The sequence below is a fragment of the Halodurantibacterium daqingense genome (assembly GCF_042666235.1).
Taxonomy (GTDB): domain Bacteria; phylum Pseudomonadota; class Alphaproteobacteria; order Rhodobacterales; family Rhodobacteraceae; genus Halodurantibacterium; species Halodurantibacterium daqingensis.
Window position 1 is genome coordinate 45,085 of record NZ_JBHTFQ010000007.1, and the last position, 25,207, is coordinate 70,291.

At 63.9% G+C, this 25,207-nt stretch carries 22 protein-coding genes, 1 tRNA gene and 2 pseudogenes; 12 read left to right on the top strand and 13 right to left on the bottom strand.

Going from position 1 to position 25,207, the window contains the following annotated elements; translation table 11 throughout:
- A complete protein-coding gene (locus ACFQXB_RS13495; protein WP_043869440.1) occupies window positions 1-585 on the top strand; it encodes a nucleoside 2-deoxyribosyltransferase in 585 nt (194 codons plus the stop codon).
- 246 nt (window positions 586-831) lie between these two features.
- Here ACFQXB_RS13495 and ACFQXB_RS13500 read toward each other — a convergent pair whose 3' ends face one another.
- Entirely contained in the window at window positions 832-2,196 is a 1,365-nt protein-coding gene (locus ACFQXB_RS13500; RefSeq protein WP_377404728.1) for an amidohydrolase family protein, read from the bottom strand.
- A gap of 218 nt (window positions 2,197-2,414) precedes the next feature.
- On the opposite strand from ACFQXB_RS13500, the gene ACFQXB_RS13505 reads away from it, so the two are divergent.
- Both ACFQXB_RS13505 and ACFQXB_RS13510 read left to right on the top strand, forming a co-directional pair.
- The gene (locus ACFQXB_RS13505; protein ID WP_043869442.1) at window positions 2,415-2,774 is read left to right on the top strand and encodes a winged helix-turn-helix transcriptional regulator; all 360 of its coding nucleotides are present in this window, start codon (window positions 2,415-2,417) and stop codon (window positions 2,772-2,774) included.
- 84 nt (window positions 2,775-2,858) lie between these two features.
- Window positions 2,859-3,089 (top strand): annotated as a pseudogene (locus tag ACFQXB_RS13510) (IS5/IS1182 family transposase); the annotation flags it as partial.
- On the opposite strand, the pseudogene ACFQXB_RS13515 reads toward ACFQXB_RS13510, so the two are convergent.
- The 3 genes and pseudogenes from ACFQXB_RS13515 to ACFQXB_RS13525 all read right to left on the bottom strand — a co-directional run.
- Window positions 3,085-3,276, bottom strand: a pseudogene (locus ACFQXB_RS13515) ((2Fe-2S)-binding protein); the annotation flags it as partial. The pseudogenes ACFQXB_RS13510 and ACFQXB_RS13515 sit on opposite strands and share 5 nt — an antisense overlap.
- Before the next feature lie 119 nt (window positions 3,277-3,395).
- Window positions 3,396-4,139, bottom strand: coding sequence for an SDR family oxidoreductase (locus tag ACFQXB_RS13520; protein WP_377404731.1), 744 nt, complete (start codon window positions 4,137-4,139; stop codon window positions 3,396-3,398).
- Window positions 4,140-4,279: 140 nt separating this feature from the next.
- On the bottom strand, window positions 4,280-5,200 hold the full coding sequence (locus tag ACFQXB_RS13525) for an AraC family transcriptional regulator (protein ID WP_377404734.1): 921 nt from the start codon (window positions 5,198-5,200) through the stop codon (window positions 4,280-4,282).
- Window positions 5,201-5,413: 213 nt separating this feature from the next.
- Here ACFQXB_RS13525 and ACFQXB_RS13530 point away from each other — a divergent pair, with 213 nt between their 5' ends.
- Complete coding sequence (locus tag ACFQXB_RS13530) at window positions 5,414-5,722, top strand: hypothetical protein (RefSeq protein ID WP_377405251.1); 309 nt, start codon at window positions 5,414-5,416, stop codon at window positions 5,720-5,722.
- A gap of 151 nt (window positions 5,723-5,873) precedes the next feature.
- Here the strand turns inward: ACFQXB_RS13530 and ACFQXB_RS13535 are convergent, their stop codons facing one another.
- The 4 genes from ACFQXB_RS13535 to ACFQXB_RS13555 form a co-directional block, all read right to left on the bottom strand.
- Entirely contained in the window at window positions 5,874-6,131 is a 258-nt protein-coding gene (locus tag ACFQXB_RS13535) for a hypothetical protein (protein WP_377404738.1), read from the bottom strand.
- A 141-nt stretch (window positions 6,132-6,272) separates the two neighbouring features.
- Window positions 6,273-6,563, bottom strand: coding sequence for a hypothetical protein (locus ACFQXB_RS13540; RefSeq protein ID WP_377404741.1), 291 nt, complete (start codon window positions 6,561-6,563; stop codon window positions 6,273-6,275).
- A 541-nt stretch (window positions 6,564-7,104) separates the two neighbouring features.
- Window positions 7,105-7,446, bottom strand: a complete 342-nt coding sequence (locus tag ACFQXB_RS13550; RefSeq protein ID WP_377404744.1) for a hypothetical protein — start codon at window positions 7,444-7,446, stop codon at window positions 7,105-7,107.
- Window positions 7,443-9,212, bottom strand: a complete 1,770-nt coding sequence (locus ACFQXB_RS13555) for a DUF262 domain-containing protein (RefSeq protein WP_377404747.1) — start codon at window positions 9,210-9,212, stop codon at window positions 7,443-7,445. The genes ACFQXB_RS13550 and ACFQXB_RS13555 overlap by 4 nt, the downstream gene beginning before the upstream one ends.
- Before the next feature lie 396 nt (window positions 9,213-9,608).
- Here ACFQXB_RS13555 and ACFQXB_RS13560 point away from each other — a divergent pair, with 396 nt between their 5' ends.
- The 3 genes from ACFQXB_RS13560 to ACFQXB_RS13570 all read left to right on the top strand — a co-directional run bounded on the left by ACFQXB_RS13560 (window position 9,609) and on the right by ACFQXB_RS13570 (window position 15,016).
- Window positions 9,609-11,093, top strand: a complete 1,485-nt coding sequence (locus tag ACFQXB_RS13560) for a Y-family DNA polymerase (protein WP_377404750.1) — start codon at window positions 9,609-9,611, stop codon at window positions 11,091-11,093.
- Window positions 11,090-14,413, top strand: coding sequence for an error-prone DNA polymerase (locus ACFQXB_RS13565; RefSeq protein WP_377404753.1), 3,324 nt, complete (start codon window positions 11,090-11,092; stop codon window positions 14,411-14,413). The genes ACFQXB_RS13560 and ACFQXB_RS13565 overlap by 4 nt, the downstream gene beginning before the upstream one ends.
- An 81-nt stretch (window positions 14,414-14,494) precedes the next feature.
- Window positions 14,495-15,016: a DNA/RNA helicase domain-containing protein gene (locus ACFQXB_RS13570; protein WP_377405235.1), complete on the top strand. Its 522-nt coding sequence runs from the start codon at window positions 14,495-14,497 to the stop codon at window positions 15,014-15,016.
- 48 nt (window positions 15,017-15,064) lie between these two features.
- Here the strand turns inward: ACFQXB_RS13570 and ACFQXB_RS13575 are convergent, their stop codons facing one another.
- Together ACFQXB_RS13575 and ACFQXB_RS13580 are read right to left on the bottom strand one after the other, a co-directional pair.
- Window positions 15,065-15,730 carry a hypothetical protein gene (locus tag ACFQXB_RS13575; RefSeq protein ID WP_377404756.1) on the bottom strand — a complete coding sequence of 222 codons (666 nt, stop codon included), beginning with the start codon at window positions 15,728-15,730 and terminating at the stop codon, window positions 15,065-15,067.
- Window positions 15,731-15,756: 26 nt separating this feature from the next.
- A complete protein-coding gene (locus ACFQXB_RS13580) occupies window positions 15,757-16,731 on the bottom strand; it encodes a helix-turn-helix transcriptional regulator (protein WP_377404758.1) in 975 nt (324 codons plus the stop codon).
- Between the two features lie 149 nt (window positions 16,732-16,880).
- Between ACFQXB_RS13580 and ACFQXB_RS13585 the strand changes: the two genes are divergently transcribed.
- Together ACFQXB_RS13585 and ACFQXB_RS13590 are read left to right on the top strand one after the other, a co-directional pair.
- Window positions 16,881-17,147 (top strand): hypothetical protein, encoded by a 267-nt coding sequence (locus ACFQXB_RS13585; protein WP_377404761.1) that lies wholly within the window; start codon window positions 16,881-16,883, stop codon window positions 17,145-17,147.
- 132 nt (window positions 17,148-17,279) lie between these two features.
- On the top strand, window positions 17,280-20,582 hold the full coding sequence (locus ACFQXB_RS13590; RefSeq protein ID WP_377404764.1) for a TM0106 family RecB-like putative nuclease: 3,303 nt from the start codon (window positions 17,280-17,282) through the stop codon (window positions 20,580-20,582).
- 104 nt (window positions 20,583-20,686) lie between these two features.
- Here ACFQXB_RS13590 and ACFQXB_RS13595 read toward each other — a convergent pair whose 3' ends face one another.
- Window positions 20,687-21,709, bottom strand: a complete 1,023-nt coding sequence (locus ACFQXB_RS13595; protein WP_377404767.1) for a hypothetical protein — start codon at window positions 21,707-21,709, stop codon at window positions 20,687-20,689.
- 414 nt (window positions 21,710-22,123) lie between these two features.
- Between ACFQXB_RS13595 and ACFQXB_RS13600 the strand changes: the two genes are divergently transcribed.
- The gene (locus tag ACFQXB_RS13600; protein ID WP_377404770.1) at window positions 22,124-22,432 is read left to right on the top strand and encodes a hypothetical protein; all 309 of its coding nucleotides are present in this window, start codon (window positions 22,124-22,126) and stop codon (window positions 22,430-22,432) included.
- Window positions 22,433-22,848: 416 nt separating this feature from the next.
- On the opposite strand, the gene ACFQXB_RS13605 is transcribed toward ACFQXB_RS13600, so the two are convergent.
- Together ACFQXB_RS13605 and ACFQXB_RS13610 are read right to left on the bottom strand one after the other, a co-directional pair.
- Window positions 22,849-22,924 (bottom strand) — tRNA-Ala (locus tag ACFQXB_RS13605).
- A 91-nt stretch (window positions 22,925-23,015) separates the two neighbouring features.
- Window positions 23,016-23,351 (bottom strand): TIGR02300 family protein, encoded by a 336-nt coding sequence (locus ACFQXB_RS13610; protein ID WP_377404773.1) that lies wholly within the window; start codon window positions 23,349-23,351, stop codon window positions 23,016-23,018.
- A 161-nt stretch (window positions 23,352-23,512) separates the two neighbouring features.
- Here ACFQXB_RS13610 and ACFQXB_RS13615 point away from each other — a divergent pair, with 161 nt between their 5' ends.
- A complete protein-coding gene (locus ACFQXB_RS13615; RefSeq protein ID WP_377404776.1) occupies window positions 23,513-24,208 on the top strand; it encodes a M48 family metallopeptidase in 696 nt (231 codons plus the stop codon).
- A gap of 40 nt (window positions 24,209-24,248) precedes the next feature.
- Window positions 24,249-24,899 (top strand): GntR family transcriptional regulator, encoded by a 651-nt coding sequence (locus ACFQXB_RS13620; protein WP_377404779.1) that lies wholly within the window; start codon window positions 24,249-24,251, stop codon window positions 24,897-24,899.
- The last annotated feature ends 308 nt before the right edge of the window (window positions 24,900-25,207 follow it).

Genomic DNA, 25,207 nt, shown 5'->3' on the forward strand with positions numbered 1-25,207 from the left:
ATGGGCAATCGTTCAATCTATCTTGCAGGGCCAGAAGTCTTTCTTCCAGACGCGCGCGACGTAATGCGTGAGAAGCGCCGCCTCGCCCGTGAGTATGGCTTCGAGCCGACAGGCCCCGGCAGCGACGAGGCCGAAGCTCCCGCAGGCCCGGTTTTCGCATCAGCAATATATGCCCGAAACGATGAAGCAATGCGAAGATCCGCTTTCTGCCTTGCAAACGTCACCCCCTTCCGCGGTATTAGCGCCGACGCGGGCACCGTTTATGAGATAGGCTTCATGATCGCGTTGGGACGGCGGGTCTGGGCCTATACAAACGACCCGCACGATTATGGCGAGCGTGTGCGAGCGAGTTGGTATGGCGGCCACGTTGACATATTTGAAGGCGGCCTCGTTCGCGGGTCTGACGGGTTAATGATTGAAAGCCATGGGAAGGCTGACAATCTGATGATCGACGCGGGCATCGAGAGGCAGGGCGGAAGGGTCCTACGGAACACGAGGGCCGCCGCCGCAGTATCCGATCCCGCACGCGATCTTTCCGTCTTCGAAAAGTGCCTGCAAGAGATGGCGTTGCAAATTCACGAGTGACCTGCCCCCCGGTCGTCCCTCGTTCATAACGAGAGTCCTTGGGTTGATAGTGGTCGGTTTCGGGCTGGGCAAGCGCGCCGGGCGCGGAGCCCTCAGATTGCTCAAGCGCCCGGCGCGCTTCTGCTGGCGTCTTGTTGCCCAGCGAGGAATGCCCGGAATGTAGCACCCAAATTCGACAAAATCGCGGAGGGGGCCAACCGCCGAAGGGGGCCATACGGCGTAGCGTATGGTTACGACGTGGCGCGATCAGTCGAAAAGCGGCACCGTGACGTCGGCCGTCTCGAACAGATAGTCGCGCGAGGCGACGATCTGGTTGCGTAGGGCGGCAATGTCATGCCCGACGATGGCGCCTTTCCATTTCTTGATCTGGCCTGCCACCAGCACGCTTTCCACGTTCGAGCGTTCCATCAGTGTCACCACCGCACCAGCGGCGTTGTTCAGCGGCGCCACGTTCAGCGCGTCAGCGTCCAGCAAAATGATGTCGGCCTCCTTACCGGGCGTCAACGATCCGGTCTTGTGGTCCAGCTTGAGGCCCGCAGCGCCATTGATCGTGGCGAAGGTGATCGCCTCGCGCACGCTCATCAACGCGGGTGCCGCCTCGGGCCCCTGTTCCAGCGCGGTCTGGTTCGCCATCATCCGCTGCACGGTCATCAGGCCGCGCATCTGGGTAAAGAAATCCGCCGTCATGGTGCATTCGACATCCACCGACAGCGACGGTGCCATACCCATGTCGATCGCCTTCTGGATCGGCGGCATCCCATGGCGCATCTGCATTTCGATTGGCACCGCGAGCGAGACATGCGCGCCCACCTCTTGCGCACGGGCCCAAGCCGCATCGGACATGCCGGTCATGTGGATGAACAGGTGCTTGTCGGTGTAATGCGGGATCAGCGCATCCATCGTCTCGCGCATGCCCAGAGATCCCACCACATGCAGGCCGATCATCAGGTCCAGGTCCTGCGCCAGCCGCCACAGGTCCAACGGATCGACGCCGGGCAGATAAACCTCGCCCCCCATCAGCATGGTCAGCAACTGGTCGTCGGAGGCGAAATACGTATCGCGCAGCCGGCGCGCGTCGCCCGGATAAGCGAGGTCGGGGCCATAACCTTCAAAGTAACCAAACACGCCGCGGCGGCCCACGGCCTGCATCCCGGCGATCACCGCATCGGAATGGGCCGGGGAATGGTGGATCTGCGACACGTCATGCACCGTGGTCACCCCGGCATCAAGCTGGCTGAGCCCGCCGAAAAGCTGCGCGATATAGACGTCTTCAGGGCGGTAGAGTTTCGAGAAGATCCCCAAGATATCGTCCAGATAGGTCGGCTCGCCGGGGCGGGTCGGATCGGCGAACATGATCCCGTTCGGCAGATATGACCGCAGCGATGTCTCGAATTGGTGATGGTGGGTGTCGACAAAGCCCGGCATGACGATCCGGCCCGTGGCGTCGATCACCGCCGCATCGGGGGCATCGATCTGCGGGGCCAGCTGCAGGATGCGGCTACCCTCGGTCAGCACATCGCCGGTAAAATCACCGATCGCGCTGTCTTGGCTCAGGATATGCCCACCCCGGATGAGCGTGCGCCGTCCCGCTTCGCCAACTCCGGCTGGCATTTCCTGCGCCGCTGCCGGGCGCGTCAGGAAAGCGGGCAGAAACGCCGCCGCCGCCGCAGATGCGAGCGCACCGCGCAAGAACGTCCGGCGCGTGGGGTTGCTGTGGGATTGCGGGAATCCGGCCTTGCAAAGAGTGCACATTGTGATGTTCCAGTGTGGTTACTATTTGAGACCAAGACACCTAGAGTAAGCGCCGGACCGCACAAGGAGACACAGAAATGAAACTAGGGAACATGTCTGTGCCCGGGGAATGCGCTCGGATCACGCCGATTCTGTCACGCGTCGGCGACAAGTGGACCGTGCTGATCATCCTGATCCTGTCCGAGCATCCAAAACGCTTCAACCAGATCCGCCGCGAGGTCGAAGACATCTCGCAGCGGATGCTGACCATGACGCTGCGTGGGTTGGAGCGGGACGGCTTGGTGGCGCGGAAGGTCTATGCCGACAAGAACCCGCCTTGGGTGGAATACCGGCTGACCGATCTGGGCCAGACGCTTGTGGCGCCGCTGTTTGCACTTTGCGAATGGGCGGCTGAAAATTGCGACACAATCGACGCCAATGCCGCGCGGGCATCGTAAAGGGCGTATTTTGTTAAGAAACACTTCCTTGATTGAACCCTGAACTGCTGATTCAATTCCAGTGATCGAAGGTGACGATCGGCAATGATGGGGCCCGGGCAGGAGGCTCAGCCGGCGCTGTTTTACGAGTTCTCGCTTGAGGATCACATTCCACAAGATCACCTACTTCGATCCATCGAGCGGTTCGTCGATCGGAGCAGCATCCGTGCCCATCTTGTAGATTTCTACAGCCACACCGGCCGTCCCTCCGTCGCTCCCGAACTGATGATCCGGATGCTTCTGGTCGGCTATTGCTTCGGCAGTCGTCCTGCACGGCCCGGCCCTCGGGCGTCGCGCCGATGGCTTCGATGGTGGTGATCTGGCCCTCGCCCACATCGGCGACGGCGAACTGGCAGGAACGGGTGGCCATCCCGTCCAGATGCACGGTGCAGGCGCCGACGCCGCAGCCGCACTTGGTGCCGGTCAGGCCCAGGCTTTCGCGCAGGACCCAGAGCAGCGGCATGTCCTTCGGGGCCGTCACCTCGTGCCGGCGGCCGTTGATGGAAAGAGTGAAGTCGGTCACGATCTGGGTCTCCCTGTTGTGCCGGGGCGGCAGCCGGAGGACCCCGGCTGCCCGCGGGATCACGCCGCCTTTGCCAAGGCTACGGCGTCGGCGCCGGCGGGATAGCGCAGCCGGTCGGACGGGTCGGTCGCCGCCAGCCAGACCGCCTCGGCCACATCGCTTTCGCGGGTCGTCGGGCCGGGGTTGGCGTAGCCCGCGAAGATCGGCGCGGCGAAGTCGGAATAGGCCGCGGGGATCAGATCGGTCGCCGGAACCTCGGTGTTCGAGGCGAAGCGGGTCGTCGGCCCGTAGCCCGGCTCGACCAGCCGCGCCCGGATGCCGAAGGCGCCCAGTTCGTGCGCCAGGGAGCCGGTGAAGCCCTGGATCGCCTGCTTACTGGCAGTATAGGCCGAGGCCAGCGGCATGGGCGCCAGCGTCGCGCTGGAGGTGACGTTGACGATGACGCCCGAGCGGCGCTGGCGCATGCCGGGAATGATCGCCTGACACATGGCCATGACGCCGAAGGTATTCGTCTCGAACACCTTGCGGACATGGGCCATCGGTGTGGCCTCGAAGGCACCGACGACACCGATACCGGCATTGTTGACCAGGACATCGACCGGGCCGGCCTCCGCGACGGCGGCGGCGATGCTGCTTGGGTCCGTGACATCGAGCGCGAGCAGCCGCAAATGTTCCGACCGGGGCAGCAGCCCCGCATCGGGCCGACGCATGGTGGCGACGACGGACCAGCCGTTGGAGAGGAAGTGACGGGCAGTTTCAAGGCCATAGCCGGAAGAACTGCCAGTGATCAGGATGGTTTTCAATTCAGACCTCCATTCATTGGGATAGTCCGAATATGCCGTCGTCAAAATGGACGGTCTATGCTCGATGATCCTTCATTTGTTATCAGTCGTCCAGACCTGGTCCGTGGCGCAATCACGCCGGGCGGAGCCAACACCGTCCGTCAGGACGCTGGGGCGACGGCGTCGGCCGCCCCCTTCGCATACCGGCCGGGCGACACGCCGAGGCGCTTGCGGAACGCCGTGCTGAATGCACTGGCCGAGTCGTACCCGATCTCGTCCGCAATCCTGTCCAGGGTCTTCTCCCCGCACAGCAGCGCGTCCTTGGCGAGCGCCATCCGCCACCGTGCGAGATACTCGATGGGGCCGCAGCCAAGCACCTCGCTGAACCGGGCGGCGAAAGCCGATCTGGAGGACCCGGCGAGCTTAGCCAGGTCGGCCACGGTCCACGTCCGCCGCACATCGGAATGAATGGCGCGGAGCACGCGGGCGAGCGTCGGATCGCGCAGGCCGTTCAGGAGCCCCGCCCTGGGGTCATGGCTGTCGATGCCCTGCCAGCGGAGCGCCTCGACCAGAAGCACTTCCAGCAGGCGGCGCAGGATCATTTCCTTGCCCGGGTCGTCATGGGCGCATTCCTCCATGACCAGTTCGACCAGCCGCCCCAGCCGCTGCGAACGGCCCAGAGTCGCCGGGATCAGGACCATCCTGGGCAACAGCGCAATGAGCAGGGGGGCATTGATCCTTTCAATGCAGAATGTCCCCCCGAGCGAGACGAAATCCGGATCGCCGTCCTGATCTCCGTGGCGCACGGCGACATCGCCCGGCAGTCCGGGCAGGCACTCCACACCGGGCTGACTGCTGATCGTGAAGGGCGGTGTCGTCGGCAGAAGCAGGAAGTCCCCTCGGGCGATCCTAACCGGCGGCTCACCGTCCAGCGCCAGCCAGCATTCGCCGTCCAGCACGATCGTGAAGCCCGGGGCATCGTGCGCATCGTATCGCACGCCCCATGTGCCCCGTCCCGTGATCGGCTTCGATACGGCCGCAGAGGGACGCAGCAAGGAAACAATGTCGCTAAGTGGGTCCACCCGGACAGTCCGCCATTTTTGCGCTAGTCTTTGTTACCAAAGGTCCGGAGAATTGTCGATGTCGGGCAGGCGATTCAGGTCGGAACCCTTGGCCGCTGGTCAGAGAAGGTTGTCTTTCAGGCCCATGCCCTCCGCCACTTACCCTTTTCAAGTCGTTGCTTTGGCTTGACTTTTTTGCGCGCCTTTGCGTCACGGTAGCGAGCGCGGTAGCGGATGGTAGAGCTTGGCATCAGCAGCGCCGCCGGCCGTCGTTTCAGTTTAGCCGGATCTGCCCTCCTCCCCAAGCGGGAAGTCCGCCTGTTTCTGGCACGTCCCTTACTCTGCCAGCGTTGTCGCGAAGCCGATCAGCGGCCTCAGCACTTCGCTCAGGTGTGTCCCGGTCAGCTCTCCCTCTGCCTCGAGACAATCAGCGATCGCGTCGACGTCGCCGCGGTGGACGCCTTGATCAGGATCTACGGAAAACCGGCCTGCATCGTCTCGGACAATGGCACCGAGTTCACCAGCAAGGCCATCCTGAAATGACCGGCAAGAGTGATCCAGGCGAGTCGCCACCAGCAGCGCGTAGCTGCGGCGCGGAGTAGCGGGTGATAAGAGAAGACGCTTCCCAATCAAGGGAAGAGCCGAGAAAGTACGATGATCCGAGAATGGCAGACGTGTTGGGCGGGGCGGGAGGTTACGCGTCCTCAATCCTGTCACCGAACTCGATCTCAAGCAGATCGGTGAGGCCGTGTTCTTCGGCCCAGTGCATCGCTTCCTCGGCGGTCATGGGCGTGATCCTCTTCCGCGCGCTCGTCTGAAGGTTTGGCGACATGCCGGCCAGGCCGGCGGCATCTTCGTGACCGAGCTCCCAAGCCTCGACCACGCGGAGAAAAGCCTTCAGCGCGATGCGGTCAAGACTGCCGGCGTTCGGCGTGGAATCTGAGGCCTGCATTGAGATCTCCTGTTGAACAGCTCGCGCGTTGACGCCAGCCCCTGAGGATGGCCTGCGTGACGGGGCCGAGCTGATGCGGCGCCCCCCAAGCCTGGCTGATCTTTGTCGCAGCGGGATGCATCGAGAGCATGGTGGAAGAGATCAAGGCCCATCGGGAGCGGCATAACGGCCGTCATCGCCCTCGATGGCGTAATCATCCTGATCATATTCGTCCGATGCTTCCGACGGGGGTGATTGCGTAATGTCCGCCGTGACAGCCGCGGCCGAAAAACGACCGAGGTCGGCGCTGTCGTCTGACGCGCGCTCGCGGCCCTCATGTTCGACCGCTTCCTTGAGCCGCATATCCGGCGGGTTAGGAACGACATCCTCCAGTGCCGGCCGAGAATGTGCGGCAAGGGCCGCGAGCGCTTCGTAGACTTCAGCCGGGTACATACACTTACCTCACGTAAAGCTTCGAGGTCCTTCCCATCGGGCTGACCTACCCATCTGTAAATCTGGGTCGGGGATCATCAGGACGGACAGCCGGTTCCGAGCCTGCCCAAAAGCCTCATCTAGCACGAGCATTTCCAAGTACCATAATGATGTTCGTGTTCAAGAGCATTGCCTTGTCTGCGACGGCCAAAGGAAGTCGCAGCGTCACAGTGGTTGGCGCCTATGCTCGCGCGCGTGCTTCCACGCGATCGTTGAAGGGCGACGTGCCCTACCGGATGCTCTCGAACCGCCTACCTAGGGGAGGCGGTCCACAAGGGCGAGAGAGCTTCCCCGGCGAGCACGACGCCATCATCGACTGCGAAACGTGGGATCGCGGAGCTCTCTTGTTCAGAGAGCTCCGCCTGAACGGCCAGCGGCGCAACTGGGCGCCGACGCGCCTCGGCGCGGTGACCCATGAATTGACAAAACGGGACGGGTCCAAGGGGCTTGGCCGGGACTTTGTCATGGGCGTCACGAAGGCCGAAGGCGTATCCGGACCAGATCAACATTTGCCAGCTCTCGCATCGCCTTGAGCGCCGACTGACGGCCGTGGATATGTTTTCCCGGAGACGATTGCCCGATGCAGCGCTGCCGCCGGATAGAAGCGAGCCTCGATGTCATTCTCGATCCGATTCACCACAAGACGGTGCTCCAACCAAAGATGCGGCTTGGTCTTCTCGTGCTTTTCGAACATCAGACTGACGCGCTCCCCTGAGGTCGAGCGCAGAAGATAGCGCGCGACCAGCTTGCCCTGGGGACCGGCAGGATGCTCGACCGCGTGTCGGTCGAGCAATGCCAGGCATGCAGCTTTCAACTCCTTCCGGGGCATGGCCATCGTGGTCATGCCGGAACCTTGCCAAGCCGTTCCAGCAGGCGCTCCCGGATCAGTTTCTCACGCTCGCGCACAAATTCAGGCAACGTCAGGACGTCGCAAAGGTCCAGTCGACGGGGGATCATGTGCTGTTCGTAAAAGTCGGAACGACGCCCCGTGATCCAGGACCTGAACTGCAACGCTCCTTTCTCGATGTTTTCGTCACCCCGCAGGAGCTGAAGATTGCCCAGGCGGTTCACGGCGCCGAGGATTTCTTGTATCCGATGCTCCGGCAGGTTGCGCCCGCGCAGGACGTTCTTCTGAGCGGCGGCCTGCGGGATGATGTGGTCCGACTGCCAGGTCGATCCGTGCCAGTCGATCCCGGGATAGAGGAGCGACAGGGCCACAAATGTGCGTGGCTTGCCATACTGCAGATCCAGCAGTTCCTCTATGGTGCGTTCGTCTACCTGCGACAGGCGCCCGCCCTTCGCCATCGCATCGAACAGCTTCTGCTTCGGAAAGTCCCGGCCAACCCGCAAATGATCCCGAAGCGCGGCCCGGGCCATTGTGATGGCCATGTCGGACTGCCCGGCGAAGGCGCCGACGAGCAGGCTGTTCAAGAGCCAGTAGTGCATGTTCGCCGCATTGACCTGCTCAAACTCGCTCGTGCCGCGGAAATCGAAACCCGGTGTGTTGTAGATGTAGTAGACGAGCGGCAGCGTTGCGTTCAGCGATCCGAGATTATCCTGTGTCAGCCCGTGACGGTTAAGAAGCCGGAAGGTGTTCTCGATCGCCTGCTTGATCCGCGACCAGTTGCTTTCGATCGTCGCGATGGCCTCACCCGTAAAGTTCTTCACGTTGTAGGCAACGTCATAGTCGCACAGGACCAGGCTGGCCTTAAGAACCAGATCGCGCGTGATCTTGTTCGGCGCGGCAAGACCTTTGTTGATGAACTCGACGAAACCGATGATCTCGTCACGCGCGGAACCGCTGGACCATTTCGACGTGATCATCGACATCAGCAGGTCCGCCTTCGACAGCTTGGTGCCACCATCATTCGCCCGCACGAAGATGTCGAGGACCCGGTCGGGCGACTGGTCGGTCTCTGTATAGAAGTTCACCGCTTCCTCTCTCCAGACCACCCGGTGCAGGCTCCGCAGCGTTTCCTCCGCCAGGTCGCGCTCCCACGCCGATACGCCCGGGTGCAGTTCGTCCTTCACCTTGGCAATCAGCCCCTCGAGCCGCTCCTCCGTGGCGTAGTCCAGAATCGAGCCTACCTTGAACCAGTGTCGGCGGTTGTTGTTCACCGGACGCCGCTCCATAAACGCCAGCCCGTAGGTGATGCCGAACTCGTTCTCGCCATCGTCATCGGCGCTTCTGGGGTCTGGATCTTTCAGCAGGTCAATGAACAGGGACTTTGCCGACCATGCAGCAGCGTTACTATGGCGGGCGCCTTTTGCCCTTTCCGAAAACGTCCCTCGCAAGCCAATGAGCAGCGAGGTCAGCCGCTGCTGGCCATCCAGCACAAGGACAACTTGCCGACCCTCTGCGCTGGTTGCCTCGTTCGCCACGTCCGGCCGGTAGTTCTCGATGAACTTGTAGCACCTGATCTCGGCCTTGGTCTCTTCGTCAACCGCCCAGAACATGAAGCTGCTGATCGGATAACCTTTCAACAGGGAGTCGAAGAGCGCCACGACCTGCGACGAGGACCACACATAAGGGCGTTGAATGGCGGGCAGAAAGTAGCTCCGGTTCACGTCGTCGATGACGTCACCGATTGTTCGGGATGCATAGGGCATGAGTGCGATTTTCTGAAAAGGGTCTGGTGATGATGCAGGCCGATCATGAGCGCTAGCGTTAGATAGGCGTGCTGCGGATCGTCGCTCCGGCTGCGAGCTTTCTGGTCGACGATTTCCGTCAGCTGATCTTGCGCGGGTTTGTGTGAAGACATCCTTATCTGGCAGCATCATACACAACTAGAACAACTGTTCGTGGCCAGCTGTCAAGCTGTGCGGGATGCCTCCCGCCATGGACCGCCGCAATGATCTTCTTGTCACCGGGGGGAAGTGCCGCAGTCGAGACCCGCTGGCAGTGCGCGCCTCTGGCCGGCTCCGGACCGGAGGACTCGACTCTGCAACGCTGGACTCTTATCAAGAACAAAAGCGGAACATCAGGGGAATGGGATCTGCGCTAGGATGGCTCGTCGCCTGCTTTCGATATGGTTTCCGCGGCTGGCCAGCGACCGGGCGCTGCGGAAACGTCCGGTTGACGGGCCTTTCGCGCTCAGCCTCCGGGGCGGGAACAGCGAGCATCTGCACTGCCTGAACCATGTGGCCGAGGCGCGGGGCCTTTTCCGGGGAATGCCGCTTGCGGATGCGCGCGCGATTTGTCCCGATCTGTCGACTCGCCCCGCCGATCCTGCGGCCGAGGGGGTGGCGCTGGCCATGCTCTGCCGCTGGGCTGGGCGCTATGCGCCGATGGTGGCGCGCGACGGCAGCGACGGGCTGATCGCCGATATCACCGGGGTGGGGCATCTCTTTGGCGGCGAGGCGGCGCTGCGGGACGATCTGCAGGGCCGGCTGTCGCGGGCCGGCATGACGGCGGTCAGTGCCATTGCCCCCACCCGTGGCGCGGCCTTTGCCCTTGCCCGCCATGGCGGCGGGGGCATCCTGCCGGAGGGGGATCTGGCCCGGGGGCTCGCGCCGCTGCCGGTCACGGCGCTCCGGATCGATCACGAGACGGCGGAACGGCTGCGCCGGCTGGGGCTGGGGCGCATCGGCGATCTGATCCCCTTGCCGCGCGCGCCGATGGCCCGGCGCTTCGGGCAGGGCCTTGTGCTCCGGCTCGATCAGGCGCTGGGGCATCAGCCCGAGCCGGTCGGCGCCGAACCGGAAGCCCCGCATTACGGCGTGCGCCTGACCCTGCCGGAACCCATCGGGCTGCAGGCGGATGTCATGGCGGGGCTCGCACGCCTGCTCGAACGGCTCTGCGAGCGGCTGGTCCGCCACGGCGCTGGTGCCCGCCGGTTGCGGCTGGACCTGCGGCGGGTGGATGGCGCGGCGGTGCAGGTGGAAATCGGTCTGGCGCGTGCGATGCGCGACCCGGTGCGGATGGCGGCGCTCTTTGCCCGCGGGATCGAAGAGGTCGATGCGGGCTTTGGCATCGATGCAATGCGGCTTGACGCGCCGCTGGTCGAACCGATGGCCGCGCGACAGACCGGCATGGCGCAGCGGGCGGCCAATGCGACAGACGGAGAGGAGGCGCTGGCCGATCTTCTCAGCCGGCTCGGAAACCGGATCGGGTTCGACCGCATCCTGCGCTTCCAGCCGGCCGGGAGCCTTGTGCCCGAGCGGAGTTTCCTGCTGGTGCCCGCCGACTGTTCGCAGCCCCTCCCGATCGTGCCGGAAGGGTTGCTGCGCCCGATCACGATCTTCCCTCCCGAACCGATCATGGCCCGGGGTCCACGTCCGCCGGCCCGGTTCCGCTGGCGGCGGATGATGCTGACGAGCCTGCGGGCGCTGGGGCCGGAACGGATCACGCCGGAATGGTGGCTGGACGATCCCGCCTGGCGCAGCGGCCTGCGCGACTACTGGCGGGTCGAGACCGGGGAGGGGCTGCGGCTCTGGCTGTTCCATACGCCGCAGGATCCGGGCTGGTATGTGCAGGGGGAATTCGCATGACCCCCTATGCCGAGCTTTGCGTCACCTCGAACTTCACCTTCCTGCGCGGCGCCTCCCATCCCGAGGAACTGATGACGCGTGCGGCCGAGCTGGGGCTCGAGGCCATCGCCATCACCGACCGCAACTCGGTCGCCGGCGTGGTGCGGGCCTGGTCCGCCCTGAAGGAACTGAAGCGCATGCAGGAGGAGGATGCGGCGGCCACCGGACCCGGGATCCGGTCGCAGACCGTGACCGACCCTTCCAGCCGCCAGAGCAGATCACCGGATGACGCGGCACCGCACTTGCCCGGGGTCAGGCTGCCGCGCCTCATTCCCGGCGCGCGGCTCGTGCTGACCGATTGCGCGATCGAGTGGGTGGCGCTGCCCACCGATCTGGCGGCCTGGTCGCGGCTGACGCGCCTTCTGACGCTTGGCAAGCGGCGGGCGGTCAAGGGCGATTGCCGGATCACCCGCGCCGATCTGATGGAACGCGCAGAGGGCATGATCCTGATCGCGCTGCCGCCCGATCCGCTGTCGGAAACGCCCGACCGCAGGTCCTTGGGCGAGATGGCCCGGCGGTTTCCGGGGAATGTCTGTCTGGGGGCCGCGCCGCGCTATGACGGGCGCGATCAGCCGCGCATCGACCGGCTGGCGGCGCTGGCGCAGGCGGCGAATACCCCGTTGGTGGCGGTGGGCGACGTGCTGATGCACCGGGCTGCGCGGCGCCCGCTGGCCGATGTGCTCACCTGCCTGCGCGAGGGCTGCACGATCGACACGCTGGGCCTGCGGCGCCTGCCCAATGGCGAACGCCGGCTCAAGGCGGGGGAGGAGATGGCGCGGATGTTTCACCGCCACCCGGCGGCGATCCGGCGCACGATGGCCATCGCCGCGCGCTGCGGCTTTTCGCTCGACCAGCTCCGCTACCAGTATCCCGACGAGAACCGTAATGGCGAACCCGCGCAGGCACGGTTGGAGCGGCTGACGCGCGAGGGGCTGCACTGGCGCTATCCGGAGGGTGCGCCGCCGAAGATCATTCACCGGGTGGAAAAGGAACTGACCCTGGTCCGCGAGGTCGATTATGCGCCCTATTTCCTGACCGTGCATGACATCGTGGCCTTCGCCCGCTCGCGCGGGATCCTCTGCCAGGGGCGCGGCTCGGCGGCCAATTCCGTGGTCTGCTATCTTCTGGGCATCACCGAGGTGCCGCCTGAATCGATCACCCTGATCTTCGAACGCTTCATCAGCAAGGAACGCGGCGAGCCGCCCGATATCGACGTGGATTTCGAGCATGAGCGCCGCGAGGAGGTGATCCAGTGGATCTATGACCGCTATGGCCGCGACCATGCCGGGCTGACCGCCACCGTGATCCATTTCCGCGCCCGGGCGGCGATCCGCGAGGTGGGCAAGGTCATGGGCCTTTCACAGGACGTCGTCGCCCGGCTTGCCGGCCAGATCTGGGGCTGGTCCGCCACAGCGCCGGTCGGGGACAGGGTGCGCGCGGCCGGGCTTGACCCCGCCGAGCCGCGCATGGCGCTGACCCTGCGGCTGATCGGCGAGATCATCGGCTTTCCGCGCCACCTGTCGCAGCATGTGGGCGGTTTTGTCATCACCAGGGGCCGGCTGGACGAGCTTTGCCCGATCGAGAACGCCGCGATGGAGGATCGCACCGTCATCGAATGGGACAAGGACGATATCGACGCGCTGGGGCTTCTCAAGGTCGATATCCTCGCGCTGGGGATGCTGACCTGCATCCGCAAGGCCTTCGACCTGCTGGCGCAGCACAGGGGCGAACGGCTGACGCTGGCGGCCGTTCCGCCCGAGGATCCGCGCGTCTATGACATGCTCTGCCGGGCCGATGCGGTGGGGGTGTTTCAGGTCGAGAGCCGGGCGCAGCTGAACTTCCTGCCGCGGATGCGCCCGCGCAATTTCTACGATCTGGTCTGCGAGGTCGCCATCGTCCGGCCCGGCCCGATCCAGGGCGGCATGGTGCATCCCTTTCTCAACCGCCGCAGGGGGCGCGAACCGGTCGAGGATCTCGGTCCCGCGATGATGGAGGTGCTGGACCGCACCCATGGCGTGCCGCTGTTTCAGGAACAGGCGATGCAGATCGCCGTGGTCGCCGCAGGCTTCACCCCGGCCGAGGCCGACCGGCTGCGCCGCAGCCTCGCCACCTTCAAGCGGATGGGCACGATCGGCGGCTTCCGCGACCGCTTCGTCTCGGGCATGCTGGCGCGGGGCTATGACGCGGGCTTTGCCGCCCGCTGCTTTGCCCAGATCGAGGGCTTCGGAAGCTATGGTTTCCCCGAAAGCCATGCGGCGAGCTTCGCGCGGCTGGTCTATATCTCCGCCTGGCTCAAGCGGCATCATCAGGCGGTCTTTACCTGCGCGCTGCTCAACAGCCAGCCGATGGGGTTCTACGCCCCCGCCCAGCTGGTCCGCGACGCGCGCGACTGCGGGGTCGAGGTGCGGCCGGTCTCGGTCAACCATTCAGCCTGGGACTGCACGCTGGAGCCGCGCGCGGATGGCAACCTCGCCCTGCGGCTCGGCTTCCGCCAGATCAAGGGGCTGCGGCAGGAGGATGCCGACTGGATCGCCGCCGCCCGCGGCAATGGCTATCCCGATGTCGAAAGCCTCTGGCGCCGCGCGGGCGTCGTCCCGGCGGTGCTGGAGCGTCTGGCCGAAGGCGATGCCTTTGCCGCCACCGGGCTTTCGCGGCGCGATGCGCTCTGGCAGGTGACGGCGCTGAAGGGGCCCGCGCCGCTGCCGCTCTTTGGTCCGGACGGCGAGGGCGGGCAGGAAGCTCCCGTTACCCTGCCGGCCATGACGCTGGGCGAGGAAACGGTCGAGGATTACCTCTCGCTGCGCCTGTCCCTGCGCGCCCATCCCATGGAACTGCTGCGCCCAAGGCTGGGGCGCATCCTCGCCCATGGCGATCTGCCGCAAGCCTCCGGGCAGGTGACGGTCGCCGGGCTGGTCATCACCCGTCAGCGTCCGGGCACGGCCTCGGGCGTGATCTTCCTGACGCTGGAGGATGAAACCGGCGTCTCCAACATCGTCGTCTGGAAACGCACCTACGAGATGTTCCGCGGCGCCGTCGTCGCCGGCCGCCTGCTGCGCGTCACCGGCCGGATCGAGCGCGACGACCCGGTCATCCACATCATCGCCACGCGGATCGAGGATCTCTCGCCACAGCTCTCGCGCCTGGGCGAGGCGCGGACAGACCCCATCGACCCCCGTGGCCGCGCCGACGAGACCATCCGCCCCATGCAAGGCAGCGTCCGCAGCGCCCAGCACCCCCGCGAACAGGCAAAGCTCCTCTTTCCCAGCAGGGATTTTCACTGAGGGGGCCGAGGCTTGATCGCACAGATCCACGGCGTTGGGACGAAGGCCCTGGCTGCCAGAATGGATGCCCCGCCGGCCTTGATGACGCGAGACCTCTCCGTCGCGAAGCAATGGCTCCGTCAACGGCGACGAGGCGGTCGAACCGTCGGCCTGCTGGCGAGCTCGGGGGCCGTCCGCCTCGTCGGCGAGGGAGTGCCGCCTTCACCGCGATCGAATGAGTTGAACCCCATCGGCCACTGGTTCTTGAAGCCATTCACGGATTTCCGCAGCGCTGGCGCGCTTGAGACCCCGATGAGCGAGTTTGGGTGCCAGGGGCTCGAGTTGGATTATGCTTGCCTGTGTTGGGGGGGCGACTTGATCTGGAATGATCAGGGTTGGCTGCCTAGGATGATGCGTGCGCCTCGATGGCAGATTGCTCGAGACACTGAGAAACAGCGTTTTCGGCTGAATGGCTATCGCGTGCTGCTTACCCGGGCCCGGGCCGGTCTCGTGCTCTTCGTGCCGCGGGGCGAGGCTGATGATCCGACCCGTTCCCCGGATGAGATGGACGCCTGTGCCGACGCTCTGATTGCCGCGGGGTGTGCGGAACTCACGCAGAACTAGAGGCGCCGCTGATTGAACTATTGAGCGAATGAACTGTGTACAGTCTGGCTACTCGACCACCGGGTAAAAGGGACGCCCCCAATCCTCCTTCGGGTTGTCCATCATCAGGTCCACGAAGACCGGGAGGAGGAAGCCGAGTATCGCGGCGCCGTCACGGACCTGTGCTCGGTTCACGCCGCTGTTCCACGTCGATCCGCCGTGCACCAGCTGATTGCGCAGCACGTAGAGCCGGTCGAAGACGAAGCTGAGAACGCGAACGCTATCGCCGGCCTGGAACGCCTGTGCAAAGCTGCGCGAGGAGGTCCGGAACCTTTCCTCCCAATCCTCGAACCCATCTATGCCGTTCTGATGCTGCCAGAATGGGTTGAAGACGAAGCGGTTCTCCATGAGCATCCGAACTGGGCCTGAGAACCGTTGCCATAGCGCCTTGTAAACGCGTCGCTCTTCAGCCCGCGCCAACAGCTTGCCAAAGTAATCGACGATCGCAGCCCTTTCCCCGGGTGCAACCCATTGGAATTCGCGCTCGTCCGCATAGACAGCGTTGAAGGCAATCCAGAGAAAGATGAAGCGCGCATCGTGATCGTCGCCGCACGCCTCTGCTCGGCCGATCCAGCTGATGGAGCGGTGCACGCGTAGCCCCATCGTCTCGGGAAAGCCCGCACGGATTGCGCGTTGCTTCTCCTTCAAAGCGCTGAACGTAAGGCTGTCCGTCATCGAAATCCTCCGTTTCTAATACTCGTTCACGGCATCGCGCCGAAATCGGACCGGCGGTATCCGTCCACCATCGCCCGAAGCGCCTCCGGGGCAATGACCTCGACCTTGTTCCCCCACTGGTAGAGGTGCCAGGTCATCTCCAGCCAGCCTGCTGCCTCGAAACGCACGACAAGGCTGCCGTCGTCTTGCGGCTCAAGCACTTGCCGCGGATGAAAGCGAAAGCCAGCGGCGCGCTCGGCTGCCTCAGGCGCGAAGCGCCAGATCACCTCGCCGTATTGTTCGGGATCCTGCCAGACCCCGAAGGACCGTGCGGCGTAGTCCACGATGCTGAAGCCCTCCTGAAGCCGAAAGCTCTCGTCGAGAACTTCCGCAGCGCGGATCAGGTCGATGCGGAAATTGCGTACCTCGTCTGCTTTGGCGGGGTCGCGTGCAGCGAGGTACGTCCGGTGGCCCAGCAAGACGCCATGTGGTTCCAGGATGCGATTTGCGTCGTCCTGGTTGTAGCGGACACTCAGGCGAAACGGGCCGCGCAGGGCCTCGATGATGGCATCGAGCACGTCTGTCTCGACGCTGACTTTCGGGCCGGGGCGCGTGACCTGTCCCATGGCGGCCAGGACCGCCTCTGCGTCAGTCTCGATACGGGCCCGGGAGGGCGCCTGAGCCAGCAGCCCCTCGCGCAGATCAGCCAAGGCTCGTGCATGTCGTAGCCGACCCTCGGCCTCCGCCCCGCGAACGGCGATCTCCAAGGCTTCCACACCTGTTTCATGGCGAAGTTGCAGGCGGTTGAGGCCAGGATCGATCAGGCGCCAGCGTCGTTTGCGGTCCTCGCCATCCTCTACCACGACGTTTCCAAAGGTTTCCTCCAGAGCGTCGGTCATCCGCTGCGCTGTCCGATGCGACACCTCGAACTCCAGTGTGATCTCCTCGAGGCTGATCCCACTGCGTCTTGCCGCAGCCAACTGTGCGAGCCGGATCAGGTCCTGAGCCTTGGAAAAGGACATGCGCGCCTCGCAGCCTGCCAACTTTTGACACCCTTGGAGGCTAAGAAGCTATTCGTGTCCTGTCGACCTGATTCTCTACGTACTGCAGAAGAACGGGCGAAAGGCAGACAGAAGCTTCGAAAGGGAGATGGATGGCGATGAGTGGGCGTGTGATCAGGATCGAACGAGTTTCTCCACGTGAGGGCGTTGTGGAAGAACCAGACTTTACGTCGAAAGGTTACCGCCTTGGCGACCCTGCCCAAGGCAACGCCAAGCATCACGCCGAACACACCGTCTATGTGAAGACCCTCGATGAAGCTGCGGAACTGATCGAGAAAGGCTTCTCTCTGTGGATGGGGGCGAAGGGGAAGCGAGCTTCGCTGATTTCTCCGCAGAGGCTCCGGATCGTCCGTGGCGGAAATGCCAAGAAGGCTTGAGGCGTGGCTGTTCAGGCGCCGGACCTTCGTAAGGGCCGACAGTTATTGACACCCATAGGGGTGATTTAAGAAGCTGCAATCAGGAGACGTTTCCGCGGTTCGGGTTGCGCTCATTGACGATTGAAGGAGCCCATGCGGGAAATCGGCGGCAACATCCTCTTCTCTGCGAGCGACCTGATGCGGTTCATGGGCTGCGCCCATGCGACGACGCTCGATCTCATGCGCCTGCGCGGCGAAGGGCCGGAGCCGAGCGAGGACAGCGAGGATGCTGCACTTCTACAGAAGCAGGGCGACGCCCATGAAGCCGCGCATGTGGAGCGGCTGAAGAGCGCTGGCATGGATGTGGTCGAGATCCCGCGCGGCGATCTGGCGCGCGATGCGGAGGCCACGCGGATGGCGATGAAAGAAGGTGCCGAGGTGGTCTTTCAGGGCGCGTTCCTGTCGGGCAACTGGGGCGGCTGGTCGGACTTCCTGGAGCGCGTTGAGCGCCCCTCGGCGCTCGGGCCCTTCAGCTACGAGGTCGCCGATACCAAGCTGAAGCGTCGCGCCCATCCGAAACACGTCCTCCAGCTCGTGCTCTATTCTGACCTTCTTGCCAAAGTTCAGGGTGCGACGCCCGAATTCGCCCACGTCGAGCTCGGCTCGGGGGAGCGCGCAACCCTGCGCCTCGCAGATTACGCGCACTATGCACGCGGCGCGCGGGCACGGCTCGAGGCCTTCGTGGCGAACCCGTCGCACACGCGCCCCATCCCCTGCGCCGATTGCGCCTTGTGCCGCTGGGCTGACCATTGCGAAAGCGTCTGGGCCGCCGAGGACAGCCTTTTCAACGTGGCGGGTATCAGCCGCGGACAGGTGAAGAAGCTCGAAGTGGCGGGAATCAAGACGATGGAGGCGCTGGCCCACCTCGATCACCCGATACGCGGCATGGCGGAGACAACGCGCGCGAAGCTCGTCATGCAGGCGCGGCTTCAACATGCCCGCAAGACGGGGGAGGCTACCTACGAGCTGCGCGCGCCCGAGCCGGGCAAGGGCTTCGGCCTGCTGCCCGCGCCGGCACCCGGCGACATCTTCTACGACATCGAGGGCGATCCGCACTACAAGGGCGGCCTCGAATACCTTCACGGCGTGTGGTGCGACGGGAGCTTCCACGCCTTCTGGGCGCATGAGCATGAGGCCGAGGCGAAGGCCCTGTCAGAGTTGCTGGCGTTCTTCCGAGCCCGGCTCGACGCCTACCCGGATGCGCGGATCTACCATTACGCTCCCTACGAGATCACCGCGCTGCGTCGGCTGACCACGAAATACGGAATCGGCGAGGTGTTCCTAGACCGGCTCCTGCGCGAGCGCCGGTTTGTCGATCTCTACGCCGTCGTGCGCGGCGGACTGATCTGCTCGGAGGCGAACTATTCCATCAAGTCGATGGAAGCCTTCTATGACCGAAAGCGCGACGGCGCGGTGAAGACGGCGGGTGGGTCGGTGGTCGCCTACGAGCGCTGGCGTGAGACGGGCGAGCAGCAGATCCTCGACGAGATAGAGGAGTACAACCGCATCGACTGCATCTCCACCGAGGAACTCCGGGATTGGCTGGTTCGGGTCCGGCCCGAACGCCCCTGGCCGCGTCTGGCCGACGATGCGGGCGACAAAGAGGAGGCGGAGGATGCCGACGCCTCCGAACTGCGCGCCATGCTCGCCGCGTCCGGGCTGTCCGACGAGCGCCAGCAGATGCTTTTCAACCTCGGACTGTTCCACAAGCGGGAAGCGAAACCCGCGCAATGGACGGTGTTCGACAGCGCTGGCAAGGACGAGGACGAGTTGATCGACGACCTCGACGCGCTTGCCGGGCTCGAGGCTCTCGGGCCGGCGGAACCGGAGAAGCGATCCATGGCGCGAACCTATCGGTTCCCGCCCCAGGAGACGAAGCTGCGGGGCGGCAAGAAGGCGACTGTGCCAGTCGTCGACGGACCGCCTGCCACCATTGACATTGCGGCTCTCGACCGGACGAGGCGAGAGATCACTCTCAAGGCGGGACTAAAGAAAGCGCACCTGCTGGGCGAGCGTCTCACGCTGCACCCGGACTGGCCGCTCAATACCGGCGTCATCGCCGCGGCACTGCGTGACGTCATCGCGGATCAATGCGGGCCGCGCCGGTTCACCGCCATCGACGACCTCCTGTCCCGCGCAGCTCCGCGCCTAACAACTGGCCCGAAACCCGACTTGCTGGAGGGCGCCGATCCCGTGGCCGGGACGATCGCGGCGGTGGGCGCGATGGACGGCACCGTGCTGCCGATCCAGGGGCCGCCGGGCACGGGCAAGACCTATGTCACGGCGCGGGCGATCCTGTCTCTCGTACGGCAAGGGTACCGTGTCGGCGTGGCCTCGAACAGCCACGAGGCCATTCGCAATGTGCTGATGGGGTGTCTTCTTGCGCTGGAGGACGACGACCCGGACATCACGCTGGAGAACGCCGAGCTCGCTCACAAGGTAAGCGGAGAGGATGACGGCTATCCCGAGGGCTTTCCCGGCATCACCCGCGCCAAGTCCAACGACGACCCCGCGCTGACAGAGGCCCATGTCGTCGGCGGCACCGCCTTCTTCTTCTCGCGCCCGGAGCTCGAGCAGACGCTGGACTGGCTGTTTGTCGACGAGGCGGGACAAGTCGGTCTCGCCAACATGGTCGCCATGGCGCGCGCCGCGCGCAACATCGTGCTGGTCGGCGATCCGCGTCAGCTGCCGCAGGTGATCCAGGGCGCGCATCCCGAGCCTGCGAACCTGTCATGCCTCGACTGGATGCTGGGCGATCACGCGACGATCCCGCCGGACCGCGGCATCTTCCTTCCTGTCTCGCGGCGCATGCATCCTGAGGTCTGCCGCTTCATTTCGGAGCAGATCTACGAAGGTCGGCTGACCAGCCACCCCGATACCGCGCGTCAGGCGGTAAGCGGCACGCGGTTCCCCGAGGCCGGGGCCTTCTGGGTGCCGGTCGCACATGAAGGGAATGCGCAGGTCTCGACCGAGGAGGTCTCCGCGATCCAGGCCGCGGCCGCCGACCTTCTGAAAGGCGAGTGGACGGAGAAGGACGGCACGCGCCGCCCTATGCGCGAGACGGACATCATCGTCGTCGCCCCCTACAACGCGCATGTGAACGCCCTTCGCGACGCACTGCCGCCCCGCATCCGCGTCGGCACGGTCGACAAGTTCCAAGGGCAGGAGGCGCCGGTCTGCCTCGTGTCCATGACGGCCTCATCAGCCGAGGAAACGCCGCGCGGGATGGACTTCCTGTTCTCACTCAACCGGATCAACGTGGCTGTCTCGCGCGCCAAAGGCCTTGCGCTGGTCTTCGGCGCGCCGCGTCTGCGCGAGGCGCGGTGCGAGACAGTCGAGCAGATGCGGCTGGTAAATACGCTCTGTGCGTTGAATGCAGTGGATTTCAGAGTCTAAAGAAAAAGATGATAGAACCTGAGGACGGCTGGCTACAAATCAAGAAAGAGCAGGCTCTCGCCTTCGGCAAGCCGGTGCCATCTGGCTTCGTTGTTCGCTAGGGGTCAACCGCGATGCGGGAAGGATCCCCCAATAAGAAGCGCGACAGGCCCGAACGAGACCGTTTGGTTGAACAGGGTATTCTCGTCCCCGATGAAAATCCGGCACTTTTTCGTTTCAGCGTCGATCATGTGTTCAACAGTCAGAGCCGTGCAGCGGGCGTGGTTATTGACGGAAATAGCAATGGCAGTCATTGGCAACCGGCGACGCTGAGCCTTCCCACACACATCGAGTCGCGGGACCTTTTCACAAGGCCAGAGGTCGAAGGGGCGATGGATGCCTTTGATCGCTACAGTAAGAACGGCGAGCAAAGCGAAATATTCCGCCACTTCGGCGATCCGCGGGACTACTGGGTGCGATCCAGCCGCGAGCGTGAGAATCGCGTCTTCCCCAGCAAGCCGCTCGTGGGATACCTCCTCAACAAGACTGAGCTGAATGGGGGATAGAGCCAAAAAGCTGACGCGGCAGCCAAGCTTCACAACTCCGACTTCATTATAGTTGATCAGGCGGATGAGCCTGTCCAAGCGCTTGAACGATACCCCGTCACGATCCACCCAAAGCCATCGCACCGCGCGGCGGTGGGCATAGCCCCTTTCAGGCCGTAGCTTGAACTCGTAATCGCCGACGAACTCCCCGATGGCACGGAACTGCTGGTTTCCCTTTGACGCGATCACGATGTCGCCTTGCCGGACACAGTTCCGGAATCGGAAGGGCATCTGGACCCATCCGGACCTTGCATCTATGTCGCCACCGCCGTCGCGATGGTTCTTGCAGGCATCGAAGATCGCCTCACGGCTGGCGTACTTCTCATCGCTCCAGTCGATGTCGTCGAAGCCGAGGAGTGTGTATCTGGCAGACTCTACGACTGCCCGAACGTCGTGCTGCTGTACCCCCATCATGGCGACCTGCCGCCAGATCCGATCCGGCGCCGATACTCGATCGGGAAAAGGGGTGCGGAGGAGACACTGATAGTGGCGACACAGGATCTTGCCGGACCACTGCGGAGTCACAAGGATGCTCTTCGGCAACTGGTCTTCGATTGCCTGCAGCGTGACGATCGGTCCGAGGCTGCCCCTCATAAAGAAGAAGCATTTTTTTTATTCTATATGAATGGCGTAACCTTCACTTGAGTGCGCTGCCGAACCTGCCATCAACCCGGAGAACGTTGGTTTCCGGTCCCACCCCCTCCGCCACTTGTCTCACCGAAAGCGTTCTCCCGATCCGGCTGCGGCCGGGTTCTTTCGTTGTTTTCGGGTATTACGCGGGAGGGGCTGTTAACTGGCCCGAGCCATGAACTGCGTACAAGCGGTTTCTTCGGGCCGTATCCTCCGAACCTGTTAACCGCGCCCGATCTGGTAAATAGCCTCAAGCTTCTGCATTCATGCAGATTTTTGGATCTAGCAAAGCGTGCATGTTTGAAAACCAATCCGAGTGGCGATAGAATGGAGATTGAATGGATTAGTCGGCGGCACAAGCTCGCCGCATCCCGCTATCGATCCGAGCCAAAGGTGCGTTCCTGCTTTGCCGAGTCAAGCGCGTGCTACCATCAACAAAAACGCTGGGCGAGCAGTTGGGCGAACGCCCGGCTCCCCGAAAAGGTTAATGGCGCTGGACTTGACGAAGAACTGAATATCCCGCCGCCGAAACTCTTGGGCCTTGCTTGCTCCGAGCTTCATCCGTTCGCGCGCGGCGGCGATCACTTCCGGGGTGAGCCGATCCGGGTATCGCAGCACCAATGGTTTAAGCTCTGATCCGGGTCGATTTCCTCAAATCCGGCGGAGGCGCTCAAGGCCCGGGAGGATCACCGAAACCGCACCGGATGCGTTGATGTCCCGGGCCTCATACCCGTGGCCCGCACGCTGACCTTGGCTCCGCTTGACCTCCTCCCAGTGATTATAGACACGGGCAAGATCGTTTTCCAACGGATCAGCGCCTCAAAGCTTTCGTCACTACAGACATGCGGCTTCCTCATTTGTCCCCTTGGAGTTGAACCCTCGGGATTTCGTTAAAACACACGGAATTTCAACGAAAATCTGCTACCCGTTCGCGGAGTCACATTCGATGGGAGTCTGGCCCACGCGGCAGGCGATTACCGTCACGGTGATGATTCGGCCAAAACGAGAAAAGCCCCTTGCGGGCGCTTGCTCGTAACTCTCTGAACTTATTTTGGTGGAGCCAAGGGGAGTCGAACCCCTGACCTCTTGAATGCCATTCAAGCGCTCTCCCAACTGAGCTATGGCCCCACCGAGGAGCGACCGTTTCCGGTCGCGTGCGGTCATTTAGGACAGGCCGGGGGGCGGTGCAAGTGGAAAAAGTGCCCCCCGGCGAAAAAGATCACGCTTCGTCGTCGTCGCCGCCTACATCGGCAAGATCGTCCAGCGACACTGTGTCGTCTTCATCATCCTCAAGCAGATCGTCATCGATATCGACGTCGTCTGTCTCTTCCGTGGCGAGAAGATCCTCGTCAGCATCCAGGTCATCGACCAGAACTTCATCGTCCTTCTCGACCTTGCTGCGCACCGGCGCGGCCGAGGCGAGCTTGCGACGGCTGCTTTCGATGTCAACGACCTCGCCGGTGTAGGGGCTGACGATCGGGCTCTTGTTCAGGTCGTAGAAGCGTTTTCCCGTGGTGGGGCAAACCCGCTTGACGCCCCATTCTTCCTTGGGCATGGACATCCCCTTCTCAACTGATTATGCCGGAGTCGCAGCCGTCTGCCACAGTTGACACAGGGTGTCAAAGCCTTTCAGGTCTGCCTCCGGGACGAGATTTCCCTTTTCTTGCGGGCGGGGACGGCTATGCTTGCGCGATCGTTCCCCGCCCGCAGAGTGATATGGACCGCGCGCTCCTCCCCGGCAACCCGCCCGTTGAAATTGCCCTGCGTCGTTCTGCGCAGACCAGGCGCTTTTCCCTGCGCGTATCGCGGCTGGACGGGCGGGTTACCTTGACGGTGCCGCAGCGGGCGCGAACCGGCGACGCCCTCGAATTCGCGCGGGCGCAGGAGGAATGGATCCGGACGACCCTGGCCGCCCTGCCGCAGCGCCAGCTGATCGGAGAGGGCAGCCTCTTGCCATTCGAAGGCAGAGAGCTTGTCATCACCCAGGCCCCGGTACGCAGCCCGACGGTCGAGGCTCAACGCCTGCTGGTGCCCCGATCCGGGGCAGTCGGCCCCCGCATCGCGGGTTTTCTGAAACATGCCGCGCGCGACCGGCTTGCCCAAGCCTGCGATCGGCACGCGGCGAGACTGGGGCTCGGATATTCCAGTCTGACGCTGCGCGATACGCGGTCGCGCTGGGGGTCATGTTCATCCGATGGCCGGCTCATGTTTTCCTGGCGCCTTGTCATGGCGCCGGCCGGGGTACTCGATTATGTGGCCGCGCATGAAGTTGCCCATCTGAGCGAGATGAACCACTCACCGGCCTTCTGGGCAGTCGTCGCCGGCCTGTGCCCGGACTGGCGGGCGCAGCGGATCTGGCTGCGCAGCCATGGCAACCGTCTGCACGGCTTTCTCTTCACGTCCGACGCGTAGGGGGATTGACGGCGCGCGCGTCATCGTGATCTGTCGCAACATGAAAACCCCGACGCGCTTGCCCGACGCCAACAGCCTTGCCCATGATCGGGTCTATAGGGCGTTACGCACGCAGGTGATGCACGGGGAACTGGCGCCGGGCCAGGCACTGACCTTGCGCGGACTGGGAAAGGCCTTCGGAACCAGCATGACGCCGGCGCGCGAAGCTGTGCGCCGACTTGTGGCTGAAGGGGCGCTCACGCTGTCCTCGTCCGGTCGGGTTGCAACCCCGGAACTCTCGGGCGAGCGGATCGAGGAGTTGGCCGCGATCCGCGCCTTGCTTGAGCCAGAACTGGCAAGCCGCGCCCTGCCACGCGCGCATTTCGCGCTGATCGAGCGGCTGCAGGCAATCAACACCCTGAATGCCGAGGCGGTCGTCAAGCAGGACGCTGTGGGATACATCCGCACCAATCTGGAGTTTCACCGGACGCTTTATCTGCGCGCACAGGCGCCCGCGATGCTGGCGATGGTCGAGACGGTATGGCTGCAACTGGGGCCGACGATGCGCGCACTTTACGGGCGGCTGCGACGCAACGAAGCGCCGCCGCATCACCGCATGATCATCGCGGCGTTGAAGGCCGGCGATGAACCGGCCTTGCGGCTGGCGCTGCGCACAGATGTGACGCAGGGGCTGCGTCATCTGGCAACCTGAGGCGTGAGCCGGCTTTCCGGCGCTGCTGGCGACGACCTGCCTTCGTGATCCGGAGCCCCTGCCGGTTGGGCCCTCACTGCGGAAGATGGGCGGGCGGCAGGTCGCTGGCGATGGGGGCAGGCTCGTCTTGAGGCGGCAAGTGGCTCGTTGACGTCGATCTTGCAGATTTGATCGTCAAACCGGTGCGGCGCTACGCGGACCAGGTCTTGACGCTTGTTGAGCGGCGCTTTCTCAACAGGCGTCATACCACTGCAGCGAACACCACGGGATCCTCCGGCGCAGGCAGTGCCAACCACGCGCGCTGCCAC